21 protein-coding genes are annotated in these 19832 nt (G+C 68.5%); 7 read left to right on the top strand and 14 right to left on the bottom strand.

The features are described 5' to 3' along the window. Nucleotides 1–12 precede the first annotated feature (12 nt). Together AU198_RS10745 and AU198_RS10740 are read left to right on the top strand one after the other, a co-directional pair. On the top strand, nt 13–642 hold the full coding sequence (locus AU198_RS10745; protein ID WP_064348071.1) for a heme-binding beta-barrel domain-containing protein: 630 nt from the start codon (nt 13–15) through the stop codon (nt 640–642). Further along, nucleotides 642–953, top strand: a complete 312-nt coding sequence (locus AU198_RS10740) for a hypothetical protein (RefSeq protein WP_064348070.1) — start codon at nt 642–644, stop codon at nt 951–953. Before AU198_RS10745 ends, AU198_RS10740 begins: the two co-directional genes overlap by 1 nt. Here the strand turns inward: AU198_RS10740 and AU198_RS10735 are convergent. Both AU198_RS10735 and AU198_RS10730 read right to left on the bottom strand, forming a co-directional pair. After that, nucleotides 950–1795: an ABC transporter substrate-binding protein gene (locus AU198_RS10735; protein WP_064348218.1), complete on the bottom strand. Its 846-nt coding sequence runs from the start codon at nt 1793–1795 to the stop codon at nt 950–952. The genes AU198_RS10740 and AU198_RS10735 overlap by 4 nt on opposite strands. Before the next feature lie 330 nt (nt 1796–2125). Next, nucleotides 2126–3013 (bottom strand): aminodeoxychorismate lyase, encoded by an 888-nt coding sequence (locus tag AU198_RS10730; protein WP_064348069.1) that lies wholly within the window; start codon nt 3011–3013, stop codon nt 2126–2128. A 51-nt stretch (nt 3014–3064) separates the two neighbouring features. On the opposite strand from AU198_RS10730, the gene ygfZ reads away from it, so the two are divergent. Further along, the gene (gene ygfZ / locus AU198_RS10725; RefSeq protein ID WP_064348068.1) at nt 3065–4138 is read left to right on the top strand and encodes a CAF17-like 4Fe-4S cluster assembly/insertion protein YgfZ; all 1074 of its coding nucleotides are present in this window, start codon (nt 3065–3067) and stop codon (nt 4136–4138) included. A gap of 122 nt (nt 4139–4260) precedes the next feature. Continuing rightward, entirely contained in the window at nt 4261–4440 is a 180-nt protein-coding gene (locus tag AU198_RS10720; RefSeq protein ID WP_064348067.1) for a DUF3073 domain-containing protein, read from the top strand. A gap of 3 nt (nt 4441–4443) precedes the next feature. On the opposite strand, the gene purM is transcribed toward AU198_RS10720, so the two are convergent. After that, a complete protein-coding gene (purM, locus tag AU198_RS10715; RefSeq protein WP_064348066.1) occupies nt 4444–5517 on the bottom strand; it encodes a phosphoribosylformylglycinamidine cyclo-ligase in 1074 nt (357 codons plus the stop codon). A 108-nt stretch (nt 5518–5625) separates the two neighbouring features. Here purM and AU198_RS10710 point away from each other — a divergent pair, with 108 nt between their 5' ends. After that, entirely contained in the window at nt 5626–6069 is a 444-nt protein-coding gene (locus AU198_RS10710; RefSeq protein WP_064348065.1) for a cupin domain-containing protein, read from the top strand. Nucleotides 6070–6094: 25 nt separating this feature from the next. Next, nucleotides 6095–7051 carry an NAD(P)H-binding protein gene (locus tag AU198_RS10705; protein ID WP_064348217.1) on the top strand — a complete coding sequence of 319 codons (957 nt, stop codon included), beginning with the start codon at nt 6095–6097 and terminating at the stop codon, nt 7049–7051. Nucleotides 7052–7064: 13 nt separating this feature from the next. Here the strand turns inward: AU198_RS10705 and purF are convergent, their stop codons facing one another. Next, nucleotides 7065–8594: an amidophosphoribosyltransferase gene (gene purF, locus AU198_RS10700; RefSeq protein WP_064348064.1), complete on the bottom strand. Its 1530-nt coding sequence runs from the start codon at nt 8592–8594 to the stop codon at nt 7065–7067. A gap of 139 nt (nt 8595–8733) precedes the next feature. Beyond that, complete coding sequence (locus AU198_RS10695) at nt 8734–9120, bottom strand: sterol carrier family protein (RefSeq protein ID WP_064348063.1); 387 nt, start codon at nt 9118–9120, stop codon at nt 8734–8736. A 16-nt stretch (nt 9121–9136) separates the two neighbouring features. On the opposite strand from AU198_RS10695, the gene AU198_RS10690 reads away from it, so the two are divergent. Further along, nucleotides 9137–10345 (top strand): MCE family protein, encoded by a 1209-nt coding sequence (locus tag AU198_RS10690; RefSeq protein WP_064348062.1) that lies wholly within the window; start codon nt 9137–9139, stop codon nt 10343–10345. A 4-nt stretch (nt 10346–10349) separates the two neighbouring features. Here AU198_RS10690 and AU198_RS10685 read toward each other — a convergent pair whose 3' ends face one another. The 9 genes from AU198_RS10685 to purS all read right to left on the bottom strand — a co-directional run bounded on the left by AU198_RS10685 (nt 10350) and on the right by purS (nt 19830). Further along, nucleotides 10350–11141, bottom strand: a complete 792-nt coding sequence (locus AU198_RS10685; protein ID WP_064348061.1) for an SDR family NAD(P)-dependent oxidoreductase — start codon at nt 11139–11141, stop codon at nt 10350–10352. Then, complete coding sequence (locus AU198_RS10680) at nt 11138–11761, bottom strand: Rv0804 family intramembrane glutamic endopeptidase (protein WP_064348060.1); 624 nt, start codon at nt 11759–11761, stop codon at nt 11138–11140. Before AU198_RS10680 ends, AU198_RS10685 begins: the two co-directional genes overlap by 4 nt. After that, complete coding sequence (locus tag AU198_RS10675; RefSeq protein WP_064348059.1) at nt 11761–13485, bottom strand: alpha/beta hydrolase; 1725 nt, start codon at nt 13483–13485, stop codon at nt 11761–11763. The genes AU198_RS10680 and AU198_RS10675 overlap by 1 nt, the downstream gene beginning before the upstream one ends. Next, entirely contained in the window at nt 13482–15764 is a 2283-nt protein-coding gene (purL, locus tag AU198_RS10670; RefSeq protein WP_197416089.1) for a phosphoribosylformylglycinamidine synthase subunit PurL, read from the bottom strand. Before purL ends, AU198_RS10675 begins: the two co-directional genes overlap by 4 nt. Before the next feature lie 69 nt (nt 15765–15833). Beyond that, entirely contained in the window at nt 15834–16919 is a 1086-nt protein-coding gene (locus AU198_RS10665) for a serine hydrolase domain-containing protein (RefSeq protein WP_064348057.1), read from the bottom strand. A 10-nt stretch (nt 16920–16929) separates the two neighbouring features. Continuing rightward, entirely contained in the window at nt 16930–17286 is a 357-nt protein-coding gene (locus tag AU198_RS10660; protein ID WP_064348056.1) for a VOC family protein, read from the bottom strand. Between the two features lie 15 nt (nt 17287–17301). Next, nucleotides 17302–18561, bottom strand: coding sequence for a M18 family aminopeptidase (locus AU198_RS10655; RefSeq protein ID WP_064348055.1), 1260 nt, complete (start codon nt 18559–18561; stop codon nt 17302–17304). Between the two features lie 358 nt (nt 18562–18919). Continuing rightward, nucleotides 18920–19594 (bottom strand): phosphoribosylformylglycinamidine synthase subunit PurQ, encoded by a 675-nt coding sequence (gene purQ, locus AU198_RS10650; protein ID WP_064348054.1) that lies wholly within the window; start codon nt 19592–19594, stop codon nt 18920–18922. Then, the gene (purS, locus tag AU198_RS10645; RefSeq protein ID WP_064348053.1) at nt 19591–19830 is read right to left on the bottom strand and encodes a phosphoribosylformylglycinamidine synthase subunit PurS; all 240 of its coding nucleotides are present in this window, start codon (nt 19828–19830) and stop codon (nt 19591–19593) included. Before purS ends, purQ begins: the two co-directional genes overlap by 4 nt. Nucleotides 19831–19832: the final 2 nt, after the last annotated feature.

Below are 19832 nucleotides of genomic sequence, written 5' to 3'. Positions count from 1 at the left end.
CACCGACGAGTCGTGACGTCCGGAGACGACGCAGTAGCGGCCGCGGCAGAACGAGCGAAAACGACGGCCGCGCGCAACATCCCGGTTTTCGGCGATCTTCCCGCGCCGTCCGACACCGCCAATCTGCGCGAGGGCGCCAACCTCAACGATGCGCTTCTGGCGCTGCTGCCGCTCGTCGGTGTCTGGCGCGGCGAGGGTGAGGGCCGCGGCGCCGACGGCGATTACCGGTTCGGCCAGCAGATCGTGGTCTCCCACGACGGCAGCGACTACCTGATCTGGGAAGCGCGCTCGTGGCGGCTCAGCGAGTCCGGCGACTTCGAGGCGCACACACTGCGCGAGTCCGGTTTCTGGCGCTTCGTCAACGATCCTGCAGATCCTTCCGAGTCCCAGGCCATCGAACTGCTGCTGGCCCATTCCGCGGGTTATATCGAACTGTTCTATGGCCGCCCCCTTTCCCAGTCGTCGTGGGAGCTGGTCACCGATGCGTTGGCGCGCAGCAAGTCCGGGATGCTGGTCGGCGGCGCCAAACGGCTGTACGGCATCGTCGAGGGCGGCGATCTCGCGTACGTCGAGGAGCGGGTCGACGCCGACGGCGGCCTGGTCCCCCACCTATCGGCCCGGCTGTCGAGGTTCGCCGGCTGATGCGCGCCATCATGGTCGTCGCCTGCCTTGCCGCGACCGCAGCCCTCGCAGGTTGCGCCTCCGAGCAACCGGCCGAGCAGCAGCCCGCCACCTCACAAGCCCCGGCCCAGACGACCACGTCCCGGGCCCCCGCCCAGCCCACCACGTCCGAGGCTCCTGCGGGTCACGGTTCGCTGGCGCAGTGTCTTGACGAGCACGGCGTACCGGCAGCGCCCGGGCCGGTCGCCGGTCCGCCTCCCGGCGTCGATGCCGAGACCTGGAACGAGGCCATGCAGGCGTGCGCGACGTTCGCGCCGGGGCCCGCCGGCTAAGCCAGTTGCGGGGCCTTGACCGCCTCGGCCAGCCACTGGCTGCGCAACTGCGCCAGCGTGCCGTCGTCGCGTAGCGAGTCGACGACCGAGGAGATGCAGGCGGTCAAGCCGCTGCGTTTGGCGAGCACCAGGCCGAACTGCTCCGGGGCCTGGTCGCCGGCGGGTAGTCGGCCGACCATCATTCCGTCGCGCAACTCGCCGACGACCGCGAACGCGGTCGGCAGATCGGCGATCAGCGCGTCGATTTCGCCGTCCGAGAGCGCGAGCTTCGCATCGCCGTTGGTGTTGTACACCTCGACCGCCTTCGTACCGCCGACGGCCAGCGCGGCGGTGTGGCTGGTGCTGGCGACCTGTGCCCCCAACCGCAGCGTCTTGAGGTCGTCGAGGTTTCTCACATCGGCCGCAGGCGATCCCTTGACGGTGACGACGGCCTGGTTCACGTCGAAGTACGGCGTCGAGAAGTCGACGGCGGCCCTGCGCTGTTCGGTGATGGAGAACTGGTTCAGGTTGGCGTCGAACGATTTGGCGCCGGCGGCGATGGCTTCGCCGAAAGGCACCCGCACCCACCGCACGTCGGTCGCGGCGTAACCGAGCCGGTTCGCGATGGTGTACGCGAGCGCCGATTCGAAGCCCTCCCCGTTGGCCGGGTTGTCGCCCATGTACCACGGCGGGTACACCGGCCGATCGGTACCGAAGGTGAAGATTCCCTTGTACAGGGTCGCCAGTCTGTCTTTGTGACAGGTTTGCAGGCTCGCCGAGCTATAGGGCTCAGCTGTGGGCGCACATGCCGTCATGGTCGCGAGGGCCGCCAGCAGCACGCCGAGCTTCTTGACGATGCGCATGCGCCGCATCATCGCCCGGTGTCCGGATGAGCGCGAGTCCAGGCGTGCAACGGTTCGCTACCGATTCGGCCATCAGGAAATGGGGCGGCCCCCGAGCCGTGTGTTCCTGGCGGACAAAACCGAGGGGCTCGGGGGCCGGGTGACTGCGGGGAATTCGCCAGCGCGCGCAGGACGCGAAGAGCTGTGCGCTCATCCCCTGGCGCTGCTAGCTCGCAGCCACCTCACAAGTCCATAAGTCACTCAAAATCTCGGACCACCTCCTCTCCTGTGTACGGGCGACGCTACCCGCGCAGGCAAGCGGCGACAACCGGATTTCGGGCGATTCAGCGTTCAGCGATCGTGCACGATAGCGGCGTCGACCAGTTCGGCGAACTCGCCCGCCAACGGACTCGGCGGCAACGGCGTGCCGTCGAGGGTGTGCACCCGGGCCGCCAAAGTGATGCTCGACACCAACCAGACACCTTGCGCCGCAAGCAGATCCGCAGGCCGCAGCGAGCGGTAGTCGCAGTCGTAACCCTTGTCGCGGGCGACCTCGAACAGCGCCTGCTGCGTGGTGCCCCGCAGGATCGGGAACCACGGCGGTGGAGTGAAGAACGCGATATCGCCTGCGCCCGGAGCGGACTCGGCAGCGATGACGACCGTCGAGCGCGGGCCCTCCAGGATGAAACCGTCAGTGCCGACGAAGATCACGTCACCCGCGCCGTTGCGCTCGGCATGCCGTAGCGCGGCCATGTTCACCGCGTACGAAAGCGTTTTGGCGCCCGCGAGCAGCCACGGTATCTCGCCGGTGCCCTCGGACGCGAGTCCGCGCGCCAGGGTCAGCGCGGCGAGGCCGTTTCGCCGCACCTCGGTCACTCGCGCGGGTAACGCCCCGACCGTGGCGAACGCGGTCGGGGGCGAGCCGCCTTCCCGGCCCCTGCTGTAGACCAACCGCAGCACACCCTCCTCGCCCGTCTGCGAGGCCCACTGGGCCACGGCAACCGACACCGCGGAACGCCAGCGCGACAGGTCGGGGTCGGGAAGGTCGATCAGGCGCGCCGACTGCGTGAGCCGCGACAGATGGGCGTCGAGCAGGCACGGCCGGCCATCGCGGATCAGCAGCGTCTCGAAGACCCCGTCGCCGCGGACCGCCGCCAGGTCGTCGGCATGCAGCAGCGGCGCCGCGGGGTCGTGCAACCGCCCGTCTAAGGTCACCACGACCCCGGAATCGCCAGCCATGGGCCCACAGCGTAGCCGCGGACCGGTCACCGCCGAACGTAGAGTTGACCTGTGACATCTTCAGGACCCGCCGTCGCAGCTCCCGACACCGGACCCGATGCCGGCGCCGTATGGCATTACGGCGATCCGCTGGGCGAACAACGGGCCGCCGCCGAGGACGCCGTCGTCGTGGACCGCTCGCATCGTGCCGTGCTCACGCTGACGGGCGCCGAGCGCAAGACGTGGCTGCACAGCCTCACGACACAACACGTCAGCGAGCTGCCCGACGGCGCCGTCACCGAGAATCTCAGCCTCGACGGGCAGGGTCGTGTCGAAGATCACTGGGTACAAACCGAACTCGGTGACATCACCTATCTCGACACCGAACCGTCGCGGGGCGAGCCCCTGCTCGGTTACCTGCGCAAGATGGTGTTCTGGTCCGACGTCGCGGTGGAGGCCGCGGATATGGCGGTGTTGTCCCTTCTCGGGCCGCGGCTGGGTGACCGGGAGTTGCTCGACGCGCTCGGCGTCGATTCGCTACCGGCGAAACAGACGGCCGTCGCGCTCGCCGACGGTGGCTTCCTGCGTCGGCTCGCCGACGGTGAACTCGACCTCGTGATCCCCCGCGTCCAGGTGCAACCGTGGTGGCGACGGCTCACCGATGCCGGAGTCCGGCCCGCGGGAGTCTGGGCCTACGAGGCGCACCGTGTCGCGGCCCTGCGGCCACGCCTTGGGGTCGACACCGATGAGCGCACGATCCCGCACGAGGTCGGCTGGATCGGCCCGGCCGTGCATCTGGACAAGGGCTGCTACCGCGGACAGGAGACGGTCGCGCGGGTGCACAACCTGGGCAAACCGCCCCGAATGCTGGTCCGGCTGCACCTCGACGGTGCCAGCGACCGACCGGCCACCGGCGACCCGGTGCTGGCCGGAGGCCGGGCCGTCGGCCGCCTCGGCACCGTCGTCGACCACGTCGACGAGGGGCCGGTGGCGTTGGCGCTGCTCAAACGCGGCCTGCCGGCGGACACCGAATTGACCGTCGACGGCTCGCCCGCCGTCATCGATGCGGACTCGCTGCCGCCGCCCGATGTCGCAGGTGCCGGGCGGCGAGCGGTCGAACAGCTGCGGGGCGGCGCACGGCCGTGACGAGGGCCTGCCAGCGCCGCGGGGCCAGGCACGGTAAAGTGTCGGCAGGACGATAAAAGACAGATCAGATCGGAGCCGCCTACCAATTGGGCCGCTCCGTTATTGCGCGAGGGGGTCCCCCCATGGGCCGCGGCCGGGCGAAGGCAAAGCAGACCAAGGTTGCTCGTGAGCTCAAATACAGCTCACCGCAGACCGATTTAAAGCGGCTTCAGCAAGAGCTGTCGGGCGCTTCCGAGAACGACCTGAACGGCACCGATCCGGTGGCCGACGATTGGGTCGACGAGGACGACTGGCGCCGCTGACCCCTAGAAACGTGGGTGTTGACCCACGAGTTCGGCTCGGGGGCCGTCCTTACCGCCCTTCTTGACCGTTCCCAGCGTCCAGCAGTTCAAGTGGCGCGCAGTCAGGATCGCCAGAGCACGGTCGGTGTCTTCCGGCGCGACGATCGCGACCATGCCGACACCCATGTTGAACGTCCGCTCCATCTCGACGCGCTCGACGCGACCGCGCTGCCCGATCATCGCGAACACGGGTGCGGGAGTCCAGGTGCCGCGGTCGATTTCGGCGACCAGCCCGTGCGGGATCACCCGCTCGAGGTTTCCGGCCAACCCGCCGCCGGTGACATGGCAGAATGTGCGAACCTGGGTCTCGGCGGCCAGCGCCAGGCAGTCCTTGGCGTAGATCCGGGTCGGCTCCAGAAGCTCCTCACCCAGCGTGCGACCGAACTCCTCGACATGGCCCGCCAGGTTCATCCGGTCGATCTCGAGCAACACCTTGCGCGCCAGCGAGTATCCGTTCGAGTGCAAGCCGGTCGAGGCCATCGCGATCAGCACGTCGCCGGGCTTGACCCGATCCGGACCGAGCACGTCATCGGCCTCGACCACGCCCACCCCGGTCGCCGAGATGTCGTAGTGGTCGGGCGCCATCAGACCCGGATGTTCGGCTGTCTCACCGCCGAGCAGCGCGCACCCGGCCTGCAGGCAGCCGTTGGCGATGCCGGCCACCAGCTCGCTGATCCGCTCGGGGACCGTGCGGCCCACCGCGATGTAGTCCTGCAGGAACAGCGGCTCGGCCCCGCAGACGACGAGATCGTCGACGACCATAGCGACCAGATCGATTCCGACCGTGTCGTGTTTGTCCATGGCCTGGGCCACCGCCAGCTTGGTACCGACGCCGTCAGTTGACGAGGCCAGTACGGGCTCCCGGTAGCCACCGCGCAGCGCGAACAGTCCCGCGAAGCCGCCGATCCCGCCGCGCACCTCGGGGCGGGTCGCCTTCTCGGCGAGCGGTTTGAGGAGTTCGACGGCGCGGTCACCGGCTTCGATGTCGACCCCGGCCGACGCGTAGGAGATGCCTGCAGGTTCGGCACGTTCGGTCATCGCGGTAAAGGCTACCGGTGTTCACCGCGCTGCGGTAACCGCCTTCGGCCGTCGCGGCTGCGGACGCGATGTCGCGCGATTCCCGGCGGTGTGCCAATCTGACCGCTCATGACAACAGTTCGCTGGTCCGCGTCCACCCTGTGCGCGTCGGTGACGGTCGCGTCGGCGTTGTTCGGTTCGGCCGCCGCGTCGGCGACACCGGCGTCCGGCGTCCAGGCCAGGACACTGTCGGAGGCGACGGTCGACGGGGTCGACTACGTCACCCGCGAGATCACCATCGCGCCCGGCGGCAGCACCGGCTGGCACTATCACGACGGCCGGGTGTATGGGGTGATCCGCGAAGGCACGCTCACCCACGACGCCGCGGCCAACTGCGCGCCCGACGGCGTGTACCCGCCGGGTGCGCCCATCACCGAGGCCAGCGGTCGGGGCAACGTGCACATCGGCCGCAACCTGGGCCCGACGCCGTTGGTGATGTGGGTGCTCTACATCAAACCCACGGGCACCCCGCTGTCGGTGGACATGCCCGATCCCGGTTGTGGGTTTGCCTGACGTCCAAACCGGCGATCCCGGCGAGGTGACTGACGACATCCGTTGCTTGGTGACGGGAGCCACCGGCTACATCGGTGGCCGGTTGGTGCCCGCGTTGCTCGACCGCGGCCACGTGGTGCGTGCACTGGCCCGCAACCCCGACAAACTCGACGCCGTTCCGTGGCGCGACCGGGTCGAGGTGGCGCGAGGTGATCTCGGGGACGCCGACTCGCTGCGAGATGCATTCACCGATACCGACGTCGTCTACTACCTGGTGCATTCGATGGGCAGTTCGCCCGATTTCGTCGAGGAGGAGGCGCGCTCGGCCCGCAACGTCGTGGCCGCGGCCCGCGATGCGGGCGTCAAGCGACTGGTGTACCTGGGCGGGCTGCACCCCGCGGGCGCCGACCTCTCCCCGCACCTGCAGTCGCGGACCGACGTCGGCCAGATCCTGCTCGACTCGGGCATCGAGACCGTGGTTCTGCAGGCCGGAATCGTGATCGGCGCGGGTTCGGCGTCGTTCGAGATGATCCGCCACCTGACCAACCGCCTGCCGGTGATGACCACGCCGAAGTGGGTGCACAACAAGATCCAGCCCATCGCAATCGACGATGCGTTGCACTATCTGGCGGAGGCCGCCACGGCGCCGGTGCCCACGTCGCGCACGTGGGACATCGGCGGGCCGGACGTGTTCGAGTACGGCGAGGCGATGCAGGTTTACGCCGAGGTGTCGGGACGGCGACGCCGTGTGATGGTCGTATTGCCTTGGCTCACACCGACAATCGCAAGCTGGTGGATCGGGTTGGTGACCCCGCTTCCCGGCGGGCTGGCCCGGCCGCTGGTGGAGTCGTTGGAGTGTGACGCGGTGATGGCCGAGCACGACATCGACGACGTCATCGCGCCGCCCAGCGGTGGTCTCACCGGTTACCGGGAGGCGGTGGCCAAAGCCTTGGAGCGCGGACCGTTACCGACCGATCCCCACTGGGCACACGTCGGGCGGTAGTTACGGGCGGCAGTCAGGGGCGGCGAAGCGCCGAGACGTTGTCGTTGCCGGACTGCAGCGGGATACCGCTCTTGGCGGCGGTCGAGAGCATGTGTTCGATCACGTTCTTGCCCAACGCCGATTCCCCCGGCAACTCGATCGGGTACTTGCCGTCGAAACACGCGCTGCACAACCGCGAGGCAGGCTGTTCGGTGGCCGCGATCATGCCCTGCTTGGAGATGTAGCCGAGCGTGTCGGCGCCGATGGCGTGACGCACCGCCTCGAGCATCTCGTTCTCGTCGTCGACGGCGTTGGCGATGAGCTCCGCCGGGGTGGCGAAGTCGATGCCGTAGAAACAGGGCCACTTCACCGGCGGGGATGCGATGCGCACGTGCACCTCGACCGCCCCCGCCTCCCGCAGCATCCGGATCAGGGCGCGCTGGGTGTTACCGCGGACGATCGAATCGTCGACGACGATCAGTCGCCGCCCGCGGATCACCTCCTTGAGCGGATTCAGCTTCAACCGGATGCCGAGCTGCCGGATGGTCTGGGACGGCTGGATGAACGTGCGCCCGACATAGGCGTTCTTCATCAGGCCCTGGCCGTACGGGATTCCGGACTCCTGCGCGTAGCCCACCGCCGCGGGCGTGCCCGACTCCGGCACGCCGATCACCAGGTCGGCCTCGACCGGCATCTCCCTGGCCAGCCTGCGCCCGATGTCGACGCGCGTCGCGTGCACCGATCGGCCTGCCAACGTGCTGTCCGGCCGTGCGAGATAGACGTATTCGAAGACGCAGCCCTTGGGCTCCGGGCTGGCGAACCGGGTGGAGCGCACCCCGTCCGCGTCGATCGCCAGCAGCTCACCCGGTTCGATGTCGCGGACGAAGGAGGCGCCGACGATGTCGAGCGCCGCGGTCTCCGACGCGACGACCCAACCGCGGTCCAACCGCCCCAACGCCAACGGCCGGACCCCGTAAGGGTCGCGGGCCGCATACAGCGTGTTCTCGTCCATCCACGTGAGGCAGAACGCGCCGCGGACGGTGGGCAGTAGTTCCAGCGCGGCCTGCTCGAGCGTCGAATCGGCCGCGCCGTGGGCCAGCAGGGCGCCGAGGATGTCGGAGTCGGTGGTCGCCACCGGAGCGCCCCTGGTGTCGAGCAGTCCGGCCTCGCGGGCCCGGGCCGCCAACTCGGCCGCGTTCACGAGGTTGCCGTTGTGTCCCAGGGCGACGCCGGTGCCGGCCGACGTGTTGCGGAACACCGGCTGGGCGTTCTCCCACGTGGTCGACCCGGTCGTCGAATAGCGACAGTGCCCGATCGCGACGTGGCCCTCCATCGCGGCCAGCGTCTGCTCGTCGAACACTTGACTCACGAGGCCCAGATCTTTGAAGACCAGCACCTGCGAGCCGTCGGCGACGGCGATGCCCGCGGCCTCCTGACCGCGATGCTGCAGGGCATAAAGGCCGTAGTAGGTGAGCTTGGCGACCTCTTCACCCGGCGCCCAGACGCCGAATACGCCGCACTCTTCGCGGGGTTCGTTATCCGTATCCGTCTGCTCGCCGGTCACGATAGGGCTGCTCCGAGGGGAGGGTGGCTGATTCCACGAGTCTACGGGCATCTGTGAACGGCAACGACGTTGTGGGGCGTGTCGTGGGACACGTTGATGTCGTGGTCGTGACCGACGTAATTCCGGTGACCGTCATCGGTCAGAGCCGCAGCACAGGTAACCAGTCGGCGATCTCGCCGGCTCGGGAGCCCGACATCACCAGCGTTCCCTCCGCGGCGGCGTCGGCCACGGTGATCAGGCCGACGGCCAACAGCAGCCAGGTTCGCGGATCGGTCTCGACGACGTTGGGCGGGTTGCCACGCCGGTGCACAGGGCCCTCGATGCACTGCACCGCGACGAACGGCGGCACACGAACCTCCACGCTGGAACCCGGTGCCGATGCCGCGAGCGTGCGCGCCGTCAACCGGACCGCCTCGCCGAGGTCGGTGCGCGACGGTGCAGCGTGCGAGTCATTGCGCAGCCAGTCCGCCAGCGCCGCCACCGCGGCGCGGGTCTTCGCCGGATCGGCTGTATGACGGGCGGCCATAACCTACTGTCTCAAAGTGTTTGTCGACCGTCACAAGCCGCCGTACAAGGTGGCCGGTGCGGTGCTGCTGCTCGCGGCGACGGTCGCGGCGAGCCTGCTCTACCTCCAGTTCCGCGGCGACCTGAGCCGCAAAGCGCAACTGACCGTGGTGTCACCGCGCGCGGGTCTGGTGGTCGAACGGGGAGCCAAGGTGACCTACAACGGTGTCGAGATCGGTCGGGTCAGCGCAATCTCCCATGTCGACAGCATTGACGATAAGCTGGCGCACTTGTCGTTGGACGTCAATCCGCGCTACCTGCAACGCATTCCGGCGAACGTGATGGCCGAGATTCGGGCCACCACCGTGTTCGGCAACAAGTACATCTCGCTGGAATCACCCACCGATGCTTTCCCACAAAATATCTCGGCCGGAGCCGTGATCGAGGCGTCCGCGGTGACCACCGAGTTCAACACGGTGTTCGAGACGGTCATCGCACTGGCCGAGAAGGTGGACCCGATCAAGCTGAACCAGACGTTGGCGGCGACCGCGGAGGCGCTCAGCGGCCTCGGCGGCGACGGTTTCGGTGAATCGCTGCTGAACGGCGACCGGATCCTCGCCGACCTCAACGCACGGATGCCGCTCATCCGCACGGACACTCGCCTGCTGGCCGATCTCGCCGAGGTCTACGCCGACGCGTCGGTGGACCTGTGGGACGGGCTGCGGGACGCCACAGCGTCCGCGCGCACATTCTACGAGCACCGCGCCGACGTCGACACCGCGCTGATGGCCGCGCTCGGCTTCGCCGACGTGGCCGCCGACACCATCGAACGCGGCGGCCCTTACCTCGTGCGAGGCGCCGCGGATCTGGTGCCGACGGCGGAGTTGTTCGATCACCACAGCCCCGCGATCCTGTGCTCCATCCGCAAGTACGCCGAAGTGCAGCCTCGGGTGGCGAAGACGTTGGGCGGCAATGGATATTCATTGACCGGCGGCGGTGGCGCCCTCGCCGGCGCCGGCAACCCGTACATCTATCCGGACAACCTTCCGCGGATCAACGCGACAGGCGGACCGGGAGGCCGCCCGGGCTGCTGGCAGGACATCACCCACGACCTTTATCCGACGCCCTACCTGGTGATGGACACCGGCGCCAGCATCGCGCCGTACAACCACATCGAGCTCGGCCAGCCGATGTTCATCGAGTACGTGTGGGGCCGCCAGATCGGAGATCTGACCATCAACCCCTGAGAACTCAGTCGGGGAATCCGAACAGTCTCACCACGCCGTGGTCGCGCCCGGCGGTGTAGCCGCCGTCGACCGCGATCGCCTGACCGGTGACGAACGATGCATCGGGTGAGACGAGAAATGCTGCGACCGAAGCGATCTCGTCGGGTCTGCCGCGTCTCTGCAGCGCATGTTCTTCGGTGATGGACTGCAGCGGTCCCTCCATACCCTCGAGACCCATCACGCTTTCGAGCATCGGGGTGTCGATGAAACCGGGGCAGATGGCGTTCGCGCGAATACCACTGGGGCCGTAGTCGAGTGCGATGTTCTTGGTCAGGATCACGACGCCCCCCTTGGCGGCGTTGTAGCTGCTGCCGCCTGCCGTCCCTTCCAGCCCTTCAACGCTGGCCAAGGTGACGATCGACCCGCGCTCACCGCCCGCCCGCGGTTGTTCGATCATCATCGCCAGGGCGGCCTTGGCCACCAGGAATGTCCCCGTGAGGTTGACCGCGATGACACGGTCCCACTCGGCGCGGTCGAGCAGGTGAACGGGCCCGCCGCCGGCCACCCCCGCCGCGTGCACGACACCGTCGAGTCGACCACTCACCGCGGCGAAGACCCCGTCGACCGCGCGCTCGTCGGTGACGTCGGCGCCGACGAACTCGAACCCGTCACCGGGGTTCTGTCGCGGCTCGACCACATCGGTGCCGATCACGGTGCCGCCCTCGGCGAGCAGGCGTCTCGCGGTGGCCAGGCCGATGCCCGACGCCGCACCGGTCACGACGAAGGTCCGTGAACGGGCCCGCCCCGATGTGCTCATGACCGAGACTCTATGCGCCGCTGCACGGTCAGCGCCGCCAATGCCGCGGCCTCGTTGGCGGCCAAGTGCGCCAGCATCGGCGCCACAACGCTGCCCGACCGCGCGTGCAACCAGCCGAACAACCAGCCCGCGACGCCGGTGAACAGGACTGTGCCCAGGACCGGGTTGCCGGTGATGCGGGCGTCCATGATGTGCCAGAGACCGAATGCCACCGACTGCAGCAGACGCCCGCCTGCGGGCTGGAATGCGGTCTCGGCGGCGTTGCCCAACGTCGCGCGGTAGGCGACCTCCTCGGGCCAGACGGTGCCGATCGGGATGTGCAGCGCCATCCACCGCACCGGATGCTCGGGCAGTTCCCGGGCAGCCATTCCGCGCCGCACCGACGGGATCGCGGTGGCGACGGCGACCCCCAGCGCGATCGGCACGGCGACGGCCAGTCCGTAGCGCAGGCCCGACCACAGCGCGGGCGGGCGCAACCCGAGCGGCGGGCGCGCGAGCGCGTAGACGCCTGCACCCAGCGCGGCATTCCACATCGGGTGGAATCGCACCCTGGGCGCGACGAAGCTCCACACCACCAGCACGACCGCGATCGCGGCGGCACGAAACTCAGCCTTACGCATCAGGATTCGGGTCCGTCCTCGGACTCGGTCTTGGTCAGCGCGGTACGGATTCGTTCGGTGTCCTCGGGAGTCCATCCGGGCGGGGGCGCGACCGCCGCCCACCCGTCGAGAACGAGATCGCCGTAGTTGTGGCCGTGGCCGCCGGGCACCGAACTCGCATTCGTCATATCGGCGGCGACCTGCCCGAAGGTGACGATCGGATACCACCGCATCGATGCGGTGCGGTCGATGCCGGGCGGTTCGCGCAACCAGTCGGGCCGGGTGGACAGGAGGTCGGTCGACCACCACACGATCGGATCGGAGGGGTGCTGCAGGAACAACACGCGCGTGCCCACCCACGGCGTGGTGGCCACCTTCGCGATCTGCGCGGGATCGGTGGCCTGGGAGAAGCGCACGGTCCGGCCGTTGTCGTAGCGCGGTTCGACTTCGGGGGTTCGGGGATCACGCCGCTCGGTGATCGCCCTCCACAGCGGACTGGCGTTCGGCGGGCCCACCCACAACACCGAGGAGAAGCCCATGCGCGAGATGTCGGGGAGCCAGTCGAACGCACCCTGGCCGGCCATCGAACCGAGGCTCTCTCCGTAGAGCACCAGCTTGGGCCGCCGGTCTTCCGGAAGCTGTTCCCAGCGTTGATGAATGGCGTCGATCATCATGCGCCCGGATTCCATCGACTTCTGCTGGTCGCCGAGGAAGGAGATCCAGCTCGGCAGGAAGGAGTACTGCGAGCCCACCAGTGCGGTGTCGCCGTTGTACATCATCTCCAGCGACCGGGCCGCCACAGGGTTGATCCAGCCGGTGCCGGTGGTGGGAACGATCACCAGCAGCTCACGCTCGAACGCGCCGGTGCGCTCGAGTTCGCTGAGCAACACCGCCATCCGCTGCTCATCGGTCTCGGCGGTCTGCAGGCCGACGTACACGCGGATCGGCTCTTTGGCGGGCGTGCCGTTCAGTTCGGTGAGCTCCTGGGCGTCCGGCCCCGTCGCGACGAAGTTGCGGCCCTGATATCCCAGGGTGTCCCAGGCCGCGAACGACTCTGGACTGCCCGACTTCTCGGGCTCGAGAGGCTGGATCACCCCCGCCCTGGTGGTGGTGTTCTGCGGCTGGAACACGCGGTTGGCGCCGGCGAGGAAACCGCGAACCAGGACACCGTTGATCAGCATGATGGCGAGCACCACGACGATCGCCGTGCCGATGAACAACGCCACCTCGTCGTGCAGATGCCACCGGCGGATGAAGAACCGGGCCATCGTCTTGATGATGTCGAGCAGCAGGCGGGCGGCGGCCACACACAGCGCGCCGACGAGCGCCGCGAGCACCAGCGTGCGCAGGTATCCGAACGTGGTGGGACCTTCCATGCCCATCACGGCCGACACCTGGCGTTGCCATGCGGCGGCGGGAATCACCATGAGCACGCTGGCCGTGATCGCCAGCACCACCGTCACACTCTCGGCCGCCCACAGCACCGGCTTCCCGGGTGGCCACCAACTGACCCGCCGTAACACGAAGCGGCGCAACATCTGCGCCACAAAGGCACCGATGCCGTAGCCGATGGCGGCGTTGATACCGCCGATCAGCCCCGCGAACAACCAGTCCCGGGGTAACAGCGAGGGGGTCAGCGACAGGCAGAAGAACAGCGCGCCGAACGCGACTCCGACGAAGTCGAGGCGGAGCAGGCGCCACGCCCAGACGTATATGGGGTGTTGTTGTCGGGTGGTCTCACTCACCCGAACAACCCGGGAAGCACGCCCTCCGACGTGATCCTCAGGCCCTCCAGCGTGACCGTGAAGTGGCCCTGTACCTCGACGGCGTCACTGGCGGCGTCCACCACCCCGATGCGGGTCGTCGGCAAGCCGCGAGCCTCGCACATCGCGCGGAACCGGCTCTCCTCGGTGCGCGGTACAGCCACCAGCACCCGGCCGGCCGACTCGGAGAACAGCATGACGAACGGATCGCAATCCTCGGGAAGTACGATGCGGCAACCGGTCTCACCGCGAAGCGCGGCCTCGACGACGGCCTGGATCAAGCCGCCCTCGGACAGGTCGTGGGCGGCCGAGACCAGCCCGTCGCGGGATGCCGCCGTCAGCACCTCGGCGAGCAGTTTCTCGCGCTCGAGGTCCACCTTCGGCGGGAGGCCGCCGAGGTGGTCGGCGGTCACCTGCGCCCAGATGGACCCGTCGAACTCGTCGCGGGTGTCACCGAGCAGCATCAACGTCTCGCCGGGTTCGTCGCCGAATCCGGTGGGAATGCGCCGTTTGACGTCGTCGATCACCCCGAGCACCCCGACCACCGGGGTGGGCAGGATCGCGGTGGTGCCGGTCTGGTTGTAGAAGCTCACATTGCCGCCGGTGACCGGAATCCCCAGGGCCGCAGCGCCGTCAGCCAAACCTCGCACGGCCTGGCTGAACTGCCACATGACGGCGGGATCCTCCGGTGAGCCGAAGTTCAGGCAGTTGGTCACCGCGACCGGCGTCGCGCCGGTGACCGCGACGTTGCGGTACGCCTCGGCCAGCGCCAGTTGCGCCCCGGTGTAGGGGTCGAGCGCGGTGTAGCGGCCCGACGCGTCGGTCGAGATCGCGATGCCGCGGCCCGTCGCCTCGTCGACACGCAGCAGGCCGCCGTCGGCGTCCTCGGCCAGCACCGTGTTGCCGCGCACGTAGCGGTCGTACTGCTCGGTGATGAACGCGCGGCTGCACAGGTGTGGACTGCCAAGCAGCGCAAGCAGAGTCGCCTTGAGCTCGTCACCGGTCGACGGCCGCGGCAGTTTGGCGGTGGTGTCGGCGTTGAGCGCGTCCTGTGTCTCGGGCCGCTGCACCGGTCGCTCGTAGACCGGGCCCTCGTGCGCGACGGTGCGCGGCGGCACATCGACGACGGTCTCGCCGTGCCAGGTGATCTGCAGGCGATCGCCGTCGGTGACCTCGCCGATGACCGTCGCCAGCACCTCCCACTTACGGCAGACGGCCATGAACTTGTCGACGTTCTCGGGTGCGACGACAGCGCACATGCGTTCCTGCGACTCGCTCGACAGGATCTCGGCGGGCGTCATGTTCGCCGCGCGCAACGGCACCGCATCCAGTTCGATGCGCATGCCGCCGTCGCCGGCCGATGCGAGTTCGGATGTGGCGCAGGACAATCCGGCTCCGCCGAGGTCCTGAATACCCACCACGAGGTCAGCGGCGTACAACTCCAGGCAGCACTCGATGAGCACCTTCTCCATGAACGGATCGCCCACCTGGACGCTGGGCAGCTTCTTGCGTCCGGAGGCCCCGGATTCGTCACCACCGAACGTCTCACTGGCCAGCACACTCACGCCGCCGATGCCGTCGAGGCCGGTGCGGGCGCCGAACAGGATGATCTTGTTGCCGGTGCCGGACGCGAACGCCAGGTGCAGGTCCTCCTTGCGCAACACCCCCACACACAGCGCGTTGACCAACGGGTTACCGCCGTACGACGCGTCGAACACGGTCTCGCCACCGATGTTGGGCAGTCCCAACGAGTTGCCGTAGCCGCCGATACCGCGCACCACCCCGTCGACGACGCGGCGGGTATCGGGCGCGTCGGCTGCACCGAATCGCAACTGGTCCATCACCGCGACCGGACGTGCGCCCATGGCCATGATGTCGCGAACGATGCCGCCGACACCGGTGGCCGCCCCCTGATAGGGCTCGATGTAGGACGGGTGGTTGTGCGACTCGACCTTGAAGGTGGCGGCCCAGCCGTCACCGATGTCGACGACGCCGGCGTTCTCGCCGATGCCGGCCAGCATCGTCTTGCGCATTTCGTCGGTGGTGGTCTCGCCGAAGTAGCGCAGGTGCACCTTCGACGACTTGTACGAACAGTGCTCGCTCCACATGACCGAATACATCGCGAGTTCGGCGTCGGTGGGCCTGCGGCCCAGAATTTCGCGGATCCGCTGATACTCGTCGTCCTTGAGGCCGAGTTCGCGGAACGGCTGGGGGTGATCGGGAGTGGCGGCGGCTCTGTCGACGGTGTCTACAGTGTTCAAGGCGTGGGTTAGCTCCGACGTCACGAGGCCATTCTAGGTTGTCCGCCGTCTCGGGCATCCGACACGCGCCTAGCCCCAGATCCGCACGAGCGCGTCAGCGAGGGCACTCGGGTCCTGCGTGTCGGCGTTGCAGCTCACGGCCACCGACGTGTGCCGGTCTCGATCGATCCGGAAGTCGGTGACGAAGCCGCCCCAGGCCCCGTCATGGCCCAGCGCGCCATCGGCGTATTCATAGATGCCGGCACCGTACCGGTCACCCTCTCCCGTCTCGACCGCCCCGGCCAGCTGGGCGTCGAGCAGTCTGCGGCCGCCCACTTCGCCGGTGCGGTAGTTGTCCGCCCAGCGCACCAGTTGGCTCGGCGCGGTCTGGATCGAACCATCACCGACCTGCTGCCATGCGGTCCGCGCCGGTGTGTATTCGGCGTCGGCCCCCGTGTAGGGCACCGCGGCGCCAGGGACCGGACCGGCGGGGTCCAGGACCATGGCCAGCTCCAGCGGCCAAAAGATCCGCTCGGACAGGAACGCCGAGAGCGGTTGTCGTGCGGCCCGTTCGACGATCTCGGCCAGCAGCACGTAGTTCGAATTCGAGTACTCGAACGCCGTGCCGGGCTCGAAATCGAGTTCGGTCACGGCTTCCAATGCCGCCAGGGCGTCGGCGTTCGTGGTGCGGTCGGTCAGTGCGAAGCCGGCATCTTCGAGTAGCCCCATGTAGTCGGGAATCCCGCTGGTCTGATGCATCAGCTGCCCGATGGTGACCGTGCCGGCCCACGGCGGAAGCCCGGCAACGTGCATTGCCAAGCTGTCGTCGAGCGCGAGCTGGTGCCGGTCAACCAGCAGCAGGATCGCGGTCGCCGTGAACTGTTTGGACACCGAGGCGATGTCGAACGCGGTGTCGGTGCTGATCTCGGCGCCGGTCGCGATGTCCGCGAGGCCGCGGGCCCCGACCCAAACGACGGCGCCGTCGACCCCCACCGCCGCCGAGCAACCCGGAGAGTCGGAAGCGACGACGTCGACCAGCAAGTTCTGGCTGCGGGCGGGGCGATCGTCGGATTCGACCGCTGTCCCGGCCGGGGGCGCGGCAGCGTCGGTTGCACAGGCGCTCGTGAGCAGCGCGGCGACCAGAAACGCCGTCACCGCACGGACCGGTCGCGTCACAGGACCCGTTCTACGGGTGGTCGGACGAACCGATGCAGAACTCGTTCCCGTCCGGATCGGCGAGCACCACCCATCCGAAATCGCCCATGCTGTGCCGACCTTTTTCGGTGGCGCCGAGTTCGACCAGTCGCGTGACCTCCGACTCGATGTCATCGGCGCCGAGATCGAGGTGGAGGCGATTCTTACCCGGCGTGGGATCGTCGACCTTCTGGAAGCCGAGGCCGGTGGCGCAGCCGGGAGGCGAGACTGTCACGAAAAAGCCTGGCGCCATTGGGTTTACCTGGCCACCCAGGGCACGGGCCCACCACTCGGCGAGCCGGTCGGGATCGGTGCTGTCGAAGGTGACGTTGAACACGGCGAGGGTCATGGCGCCGACCCTAGATCACCGCGGTGACAGAAACGCCGTCAACGCCGCGGCGTACGCGGTGACGTCGCCGGCGCCCATCACCTCTCGGGCGGAATGCATGGCCAGCTGCGGAGCGCCGACGTCGACGGTCGGAATGCCGGTGCGCGCCGCGGTCATCGGCCCGACCGTCGACCCGCACGGCAGGTCGGCCCGGTGTTCGTAGCGCTGCAGCGGCACCCCGGCCTGCGCGCACGCCAGCGCGAACGCGGCGGCGGTGCGCCCGTCGGTGGCGTAGCGCAGGTTCGGCTGGACCTTGAGCACCGGTCCCGCGTTGACCTCGATCAGGTGTCCCGGCTCGTGGCGCTCCGGGTAGTTCGGGTGAGTGGCGTGCGCCATGTCGCCGGACGCCACCACCGAGCCGGGGAGGCGCCGCAGGAAGTCCTCGCGCCCGCCGCCCGCACTGAGCGTGATGCGCTCGAGCACGGTCAACAGCAGGTCGGACTGGGCACCGTGGTCGGACTGCGATCCGACCTCCTCGTGGTCGAACAGCACCAGCACCGGCGAATATCCGCTCGGCTCGGCCGCCAGGAACGCCTCCAGCCCGGCGTAGCAGGTCGCCTGGTTGTCCAGCCGCGGGGCGCTCACCAGGTCACGTTCGGCACCGACCAGGCGTGACGGGGTGAGGTCGTGGGTCATCAGGTCGGCGCCCAGTACATCGTCGGCCGCCACCTCGGCCTGCTCGGCCACGTAGTCCAGGAAGGATCGGGGCCCGCTTCCGACGCCCCACACCGCGTTGACGTGGCGCTGCGGGTTCAGCTCGACGGCCTTGCGGTCCTCGGCGAGGTGAATGGCGAGCTGCGGCACCCGCAGGATCGGCTCGTCGATCCGGACCAATCGGTGCGCCAACCCGCTGCCGGTGCGCACCGACAACCGGCCGCTGATCCCGAGATCGCGGTCGAGCCACGAGTTCAGCCACGCGCCGCCGTAAGGCGCCAGCGCAACGACTCGCCAACCCGAGACGAACCGGTCAGGGTGCTGTTTGACCCGGAGGTTGGGGCTGTCGGTGTGGGCGCCGACGATACGGAACGAGGAGTTACGGTTACCCCCGTCGGTGCGCCAGGCGATCAGCGAACCGGCTCGCAGGACGAAGAAGTTCCCGTGGGTGGGCCAGGCGTCGGCTTCGGACAGTTCACGGAAGCCGGCCTCGCGCAGGCGCGCTGCAGCGGTCTCGCCGACGTGGTACGGCGACGGCGATGCGTCGATGAACTCGCACAGGTTCTGAGGGCTGGCTGCCATTCGTCCATCTTTACGGGTGATTCGAGATCATTGGCGCTGGGGTCCGTCGCGCCCTTCTCCTCTTTCCGCGAGAGCCCGCGTCTGTCCGGCGACACGCCGCGGTTTTTCGACGCTCTGCGGACGCTCGCGCCAATCGAGCGTCACGGTTCCCCGCGGGCCCCCTCGAACCGGCCGATCGCGCGCCCGTCGACGAGTTCCTCACGGTCACCCCGCGATATGCGTTGGCCAAAACACCGGTGGCGCAGGTGATTACGCGGTAGCCGCGTTTGGGCGCGGTATACGGAGATTGAGCACGCCGAGCGGAAGGCGTCCTCGACGACCGCAGACATGCACGCTCGCGCAGGTGGAGGACGGCGTTCTACGCGCTGAGGACGCCGTCGAGTGCGCTGTAGAAGAGGCCCAGCCCGTCGTCGGACGGTCCGGTCAGCGCCTCGGTGGCGTGTTCGGGATGCGGCATCAGGCCGACGACGCGCCCGTTGGCCGAGCTGATCCCGGCGATGTTGCGTTGCGAGCCGTTGGGGTTGTCGCGGTACCGGAACACCACGCGGCCTTCGCCCTCGAGCTCGTCGAGCACCTTGTCGCTGGCCACATACCGGCCCTCGCCGGACTTCAGCGGAATCAGCACGTCGGCGCCGGTCTCGTATCGCGACGTCCACGCCGAGGAGTTCGACGCCACCTCCAACCAGATGTCGCGGCAGACGAAGTGCAGCCCGACGTTGCGGGTCAACGCGCCCGGCAGCAGGCCGGACTCGCACAGCACCTGAAAACCGTTGCAAATCCCCAAGACCGGCATGCCACCCTCGGCGGCACGGATGACCTCGCCCATCACCGGCGCGAACTTCGCGATCGCTCCGGCGCGCAGATAGTCCCCGTAGGAGAACCCGCCGGGCACCACCACGGCGTCGACGCTTTTCAGGTCGGCGTCGGCATGCCACAGCGAAACGGGCTCGGCGCCTGCCAACCGCACCGCGCGCGCGGCGTCGACGTCGTCGAGGGTGCCCGGAAATGTGATGACGCCCACACGTGCCGTCATGATTGCTCCCTGCTGACCGACCAGTCCTCGATCACGGTGTTCGCCAGCAGCGATTCCGCGATCTCGGCCAGGGTGTCGTCGTCGATGCTGTCGTCGACCTCGAGCTCAAAACGCTTGCCCTGCCTGACATCTGAGACACCGTTGAAGCCCAGACGGCCCAATGCGCCGACGATCGCCTGCCCTTGCGGGTCGAGGATCTCGGCCTTGGGCATCACGTGCACCACCACCCTTGCCACGC

Origin of the sequence: Mycobacterium sp. GA-1199 (assembly GCF_001500045.1) — a bacterium.
Classification (GTDB): domain Bacteria; phylum Actinomycetota; class Actinomycetes; order Mycobacteriales; family Mycobacteriaceae; genus Mycobacterium.
This window is presented reverse-complemented; position numbering and strand designations above follow the sequence as displayed.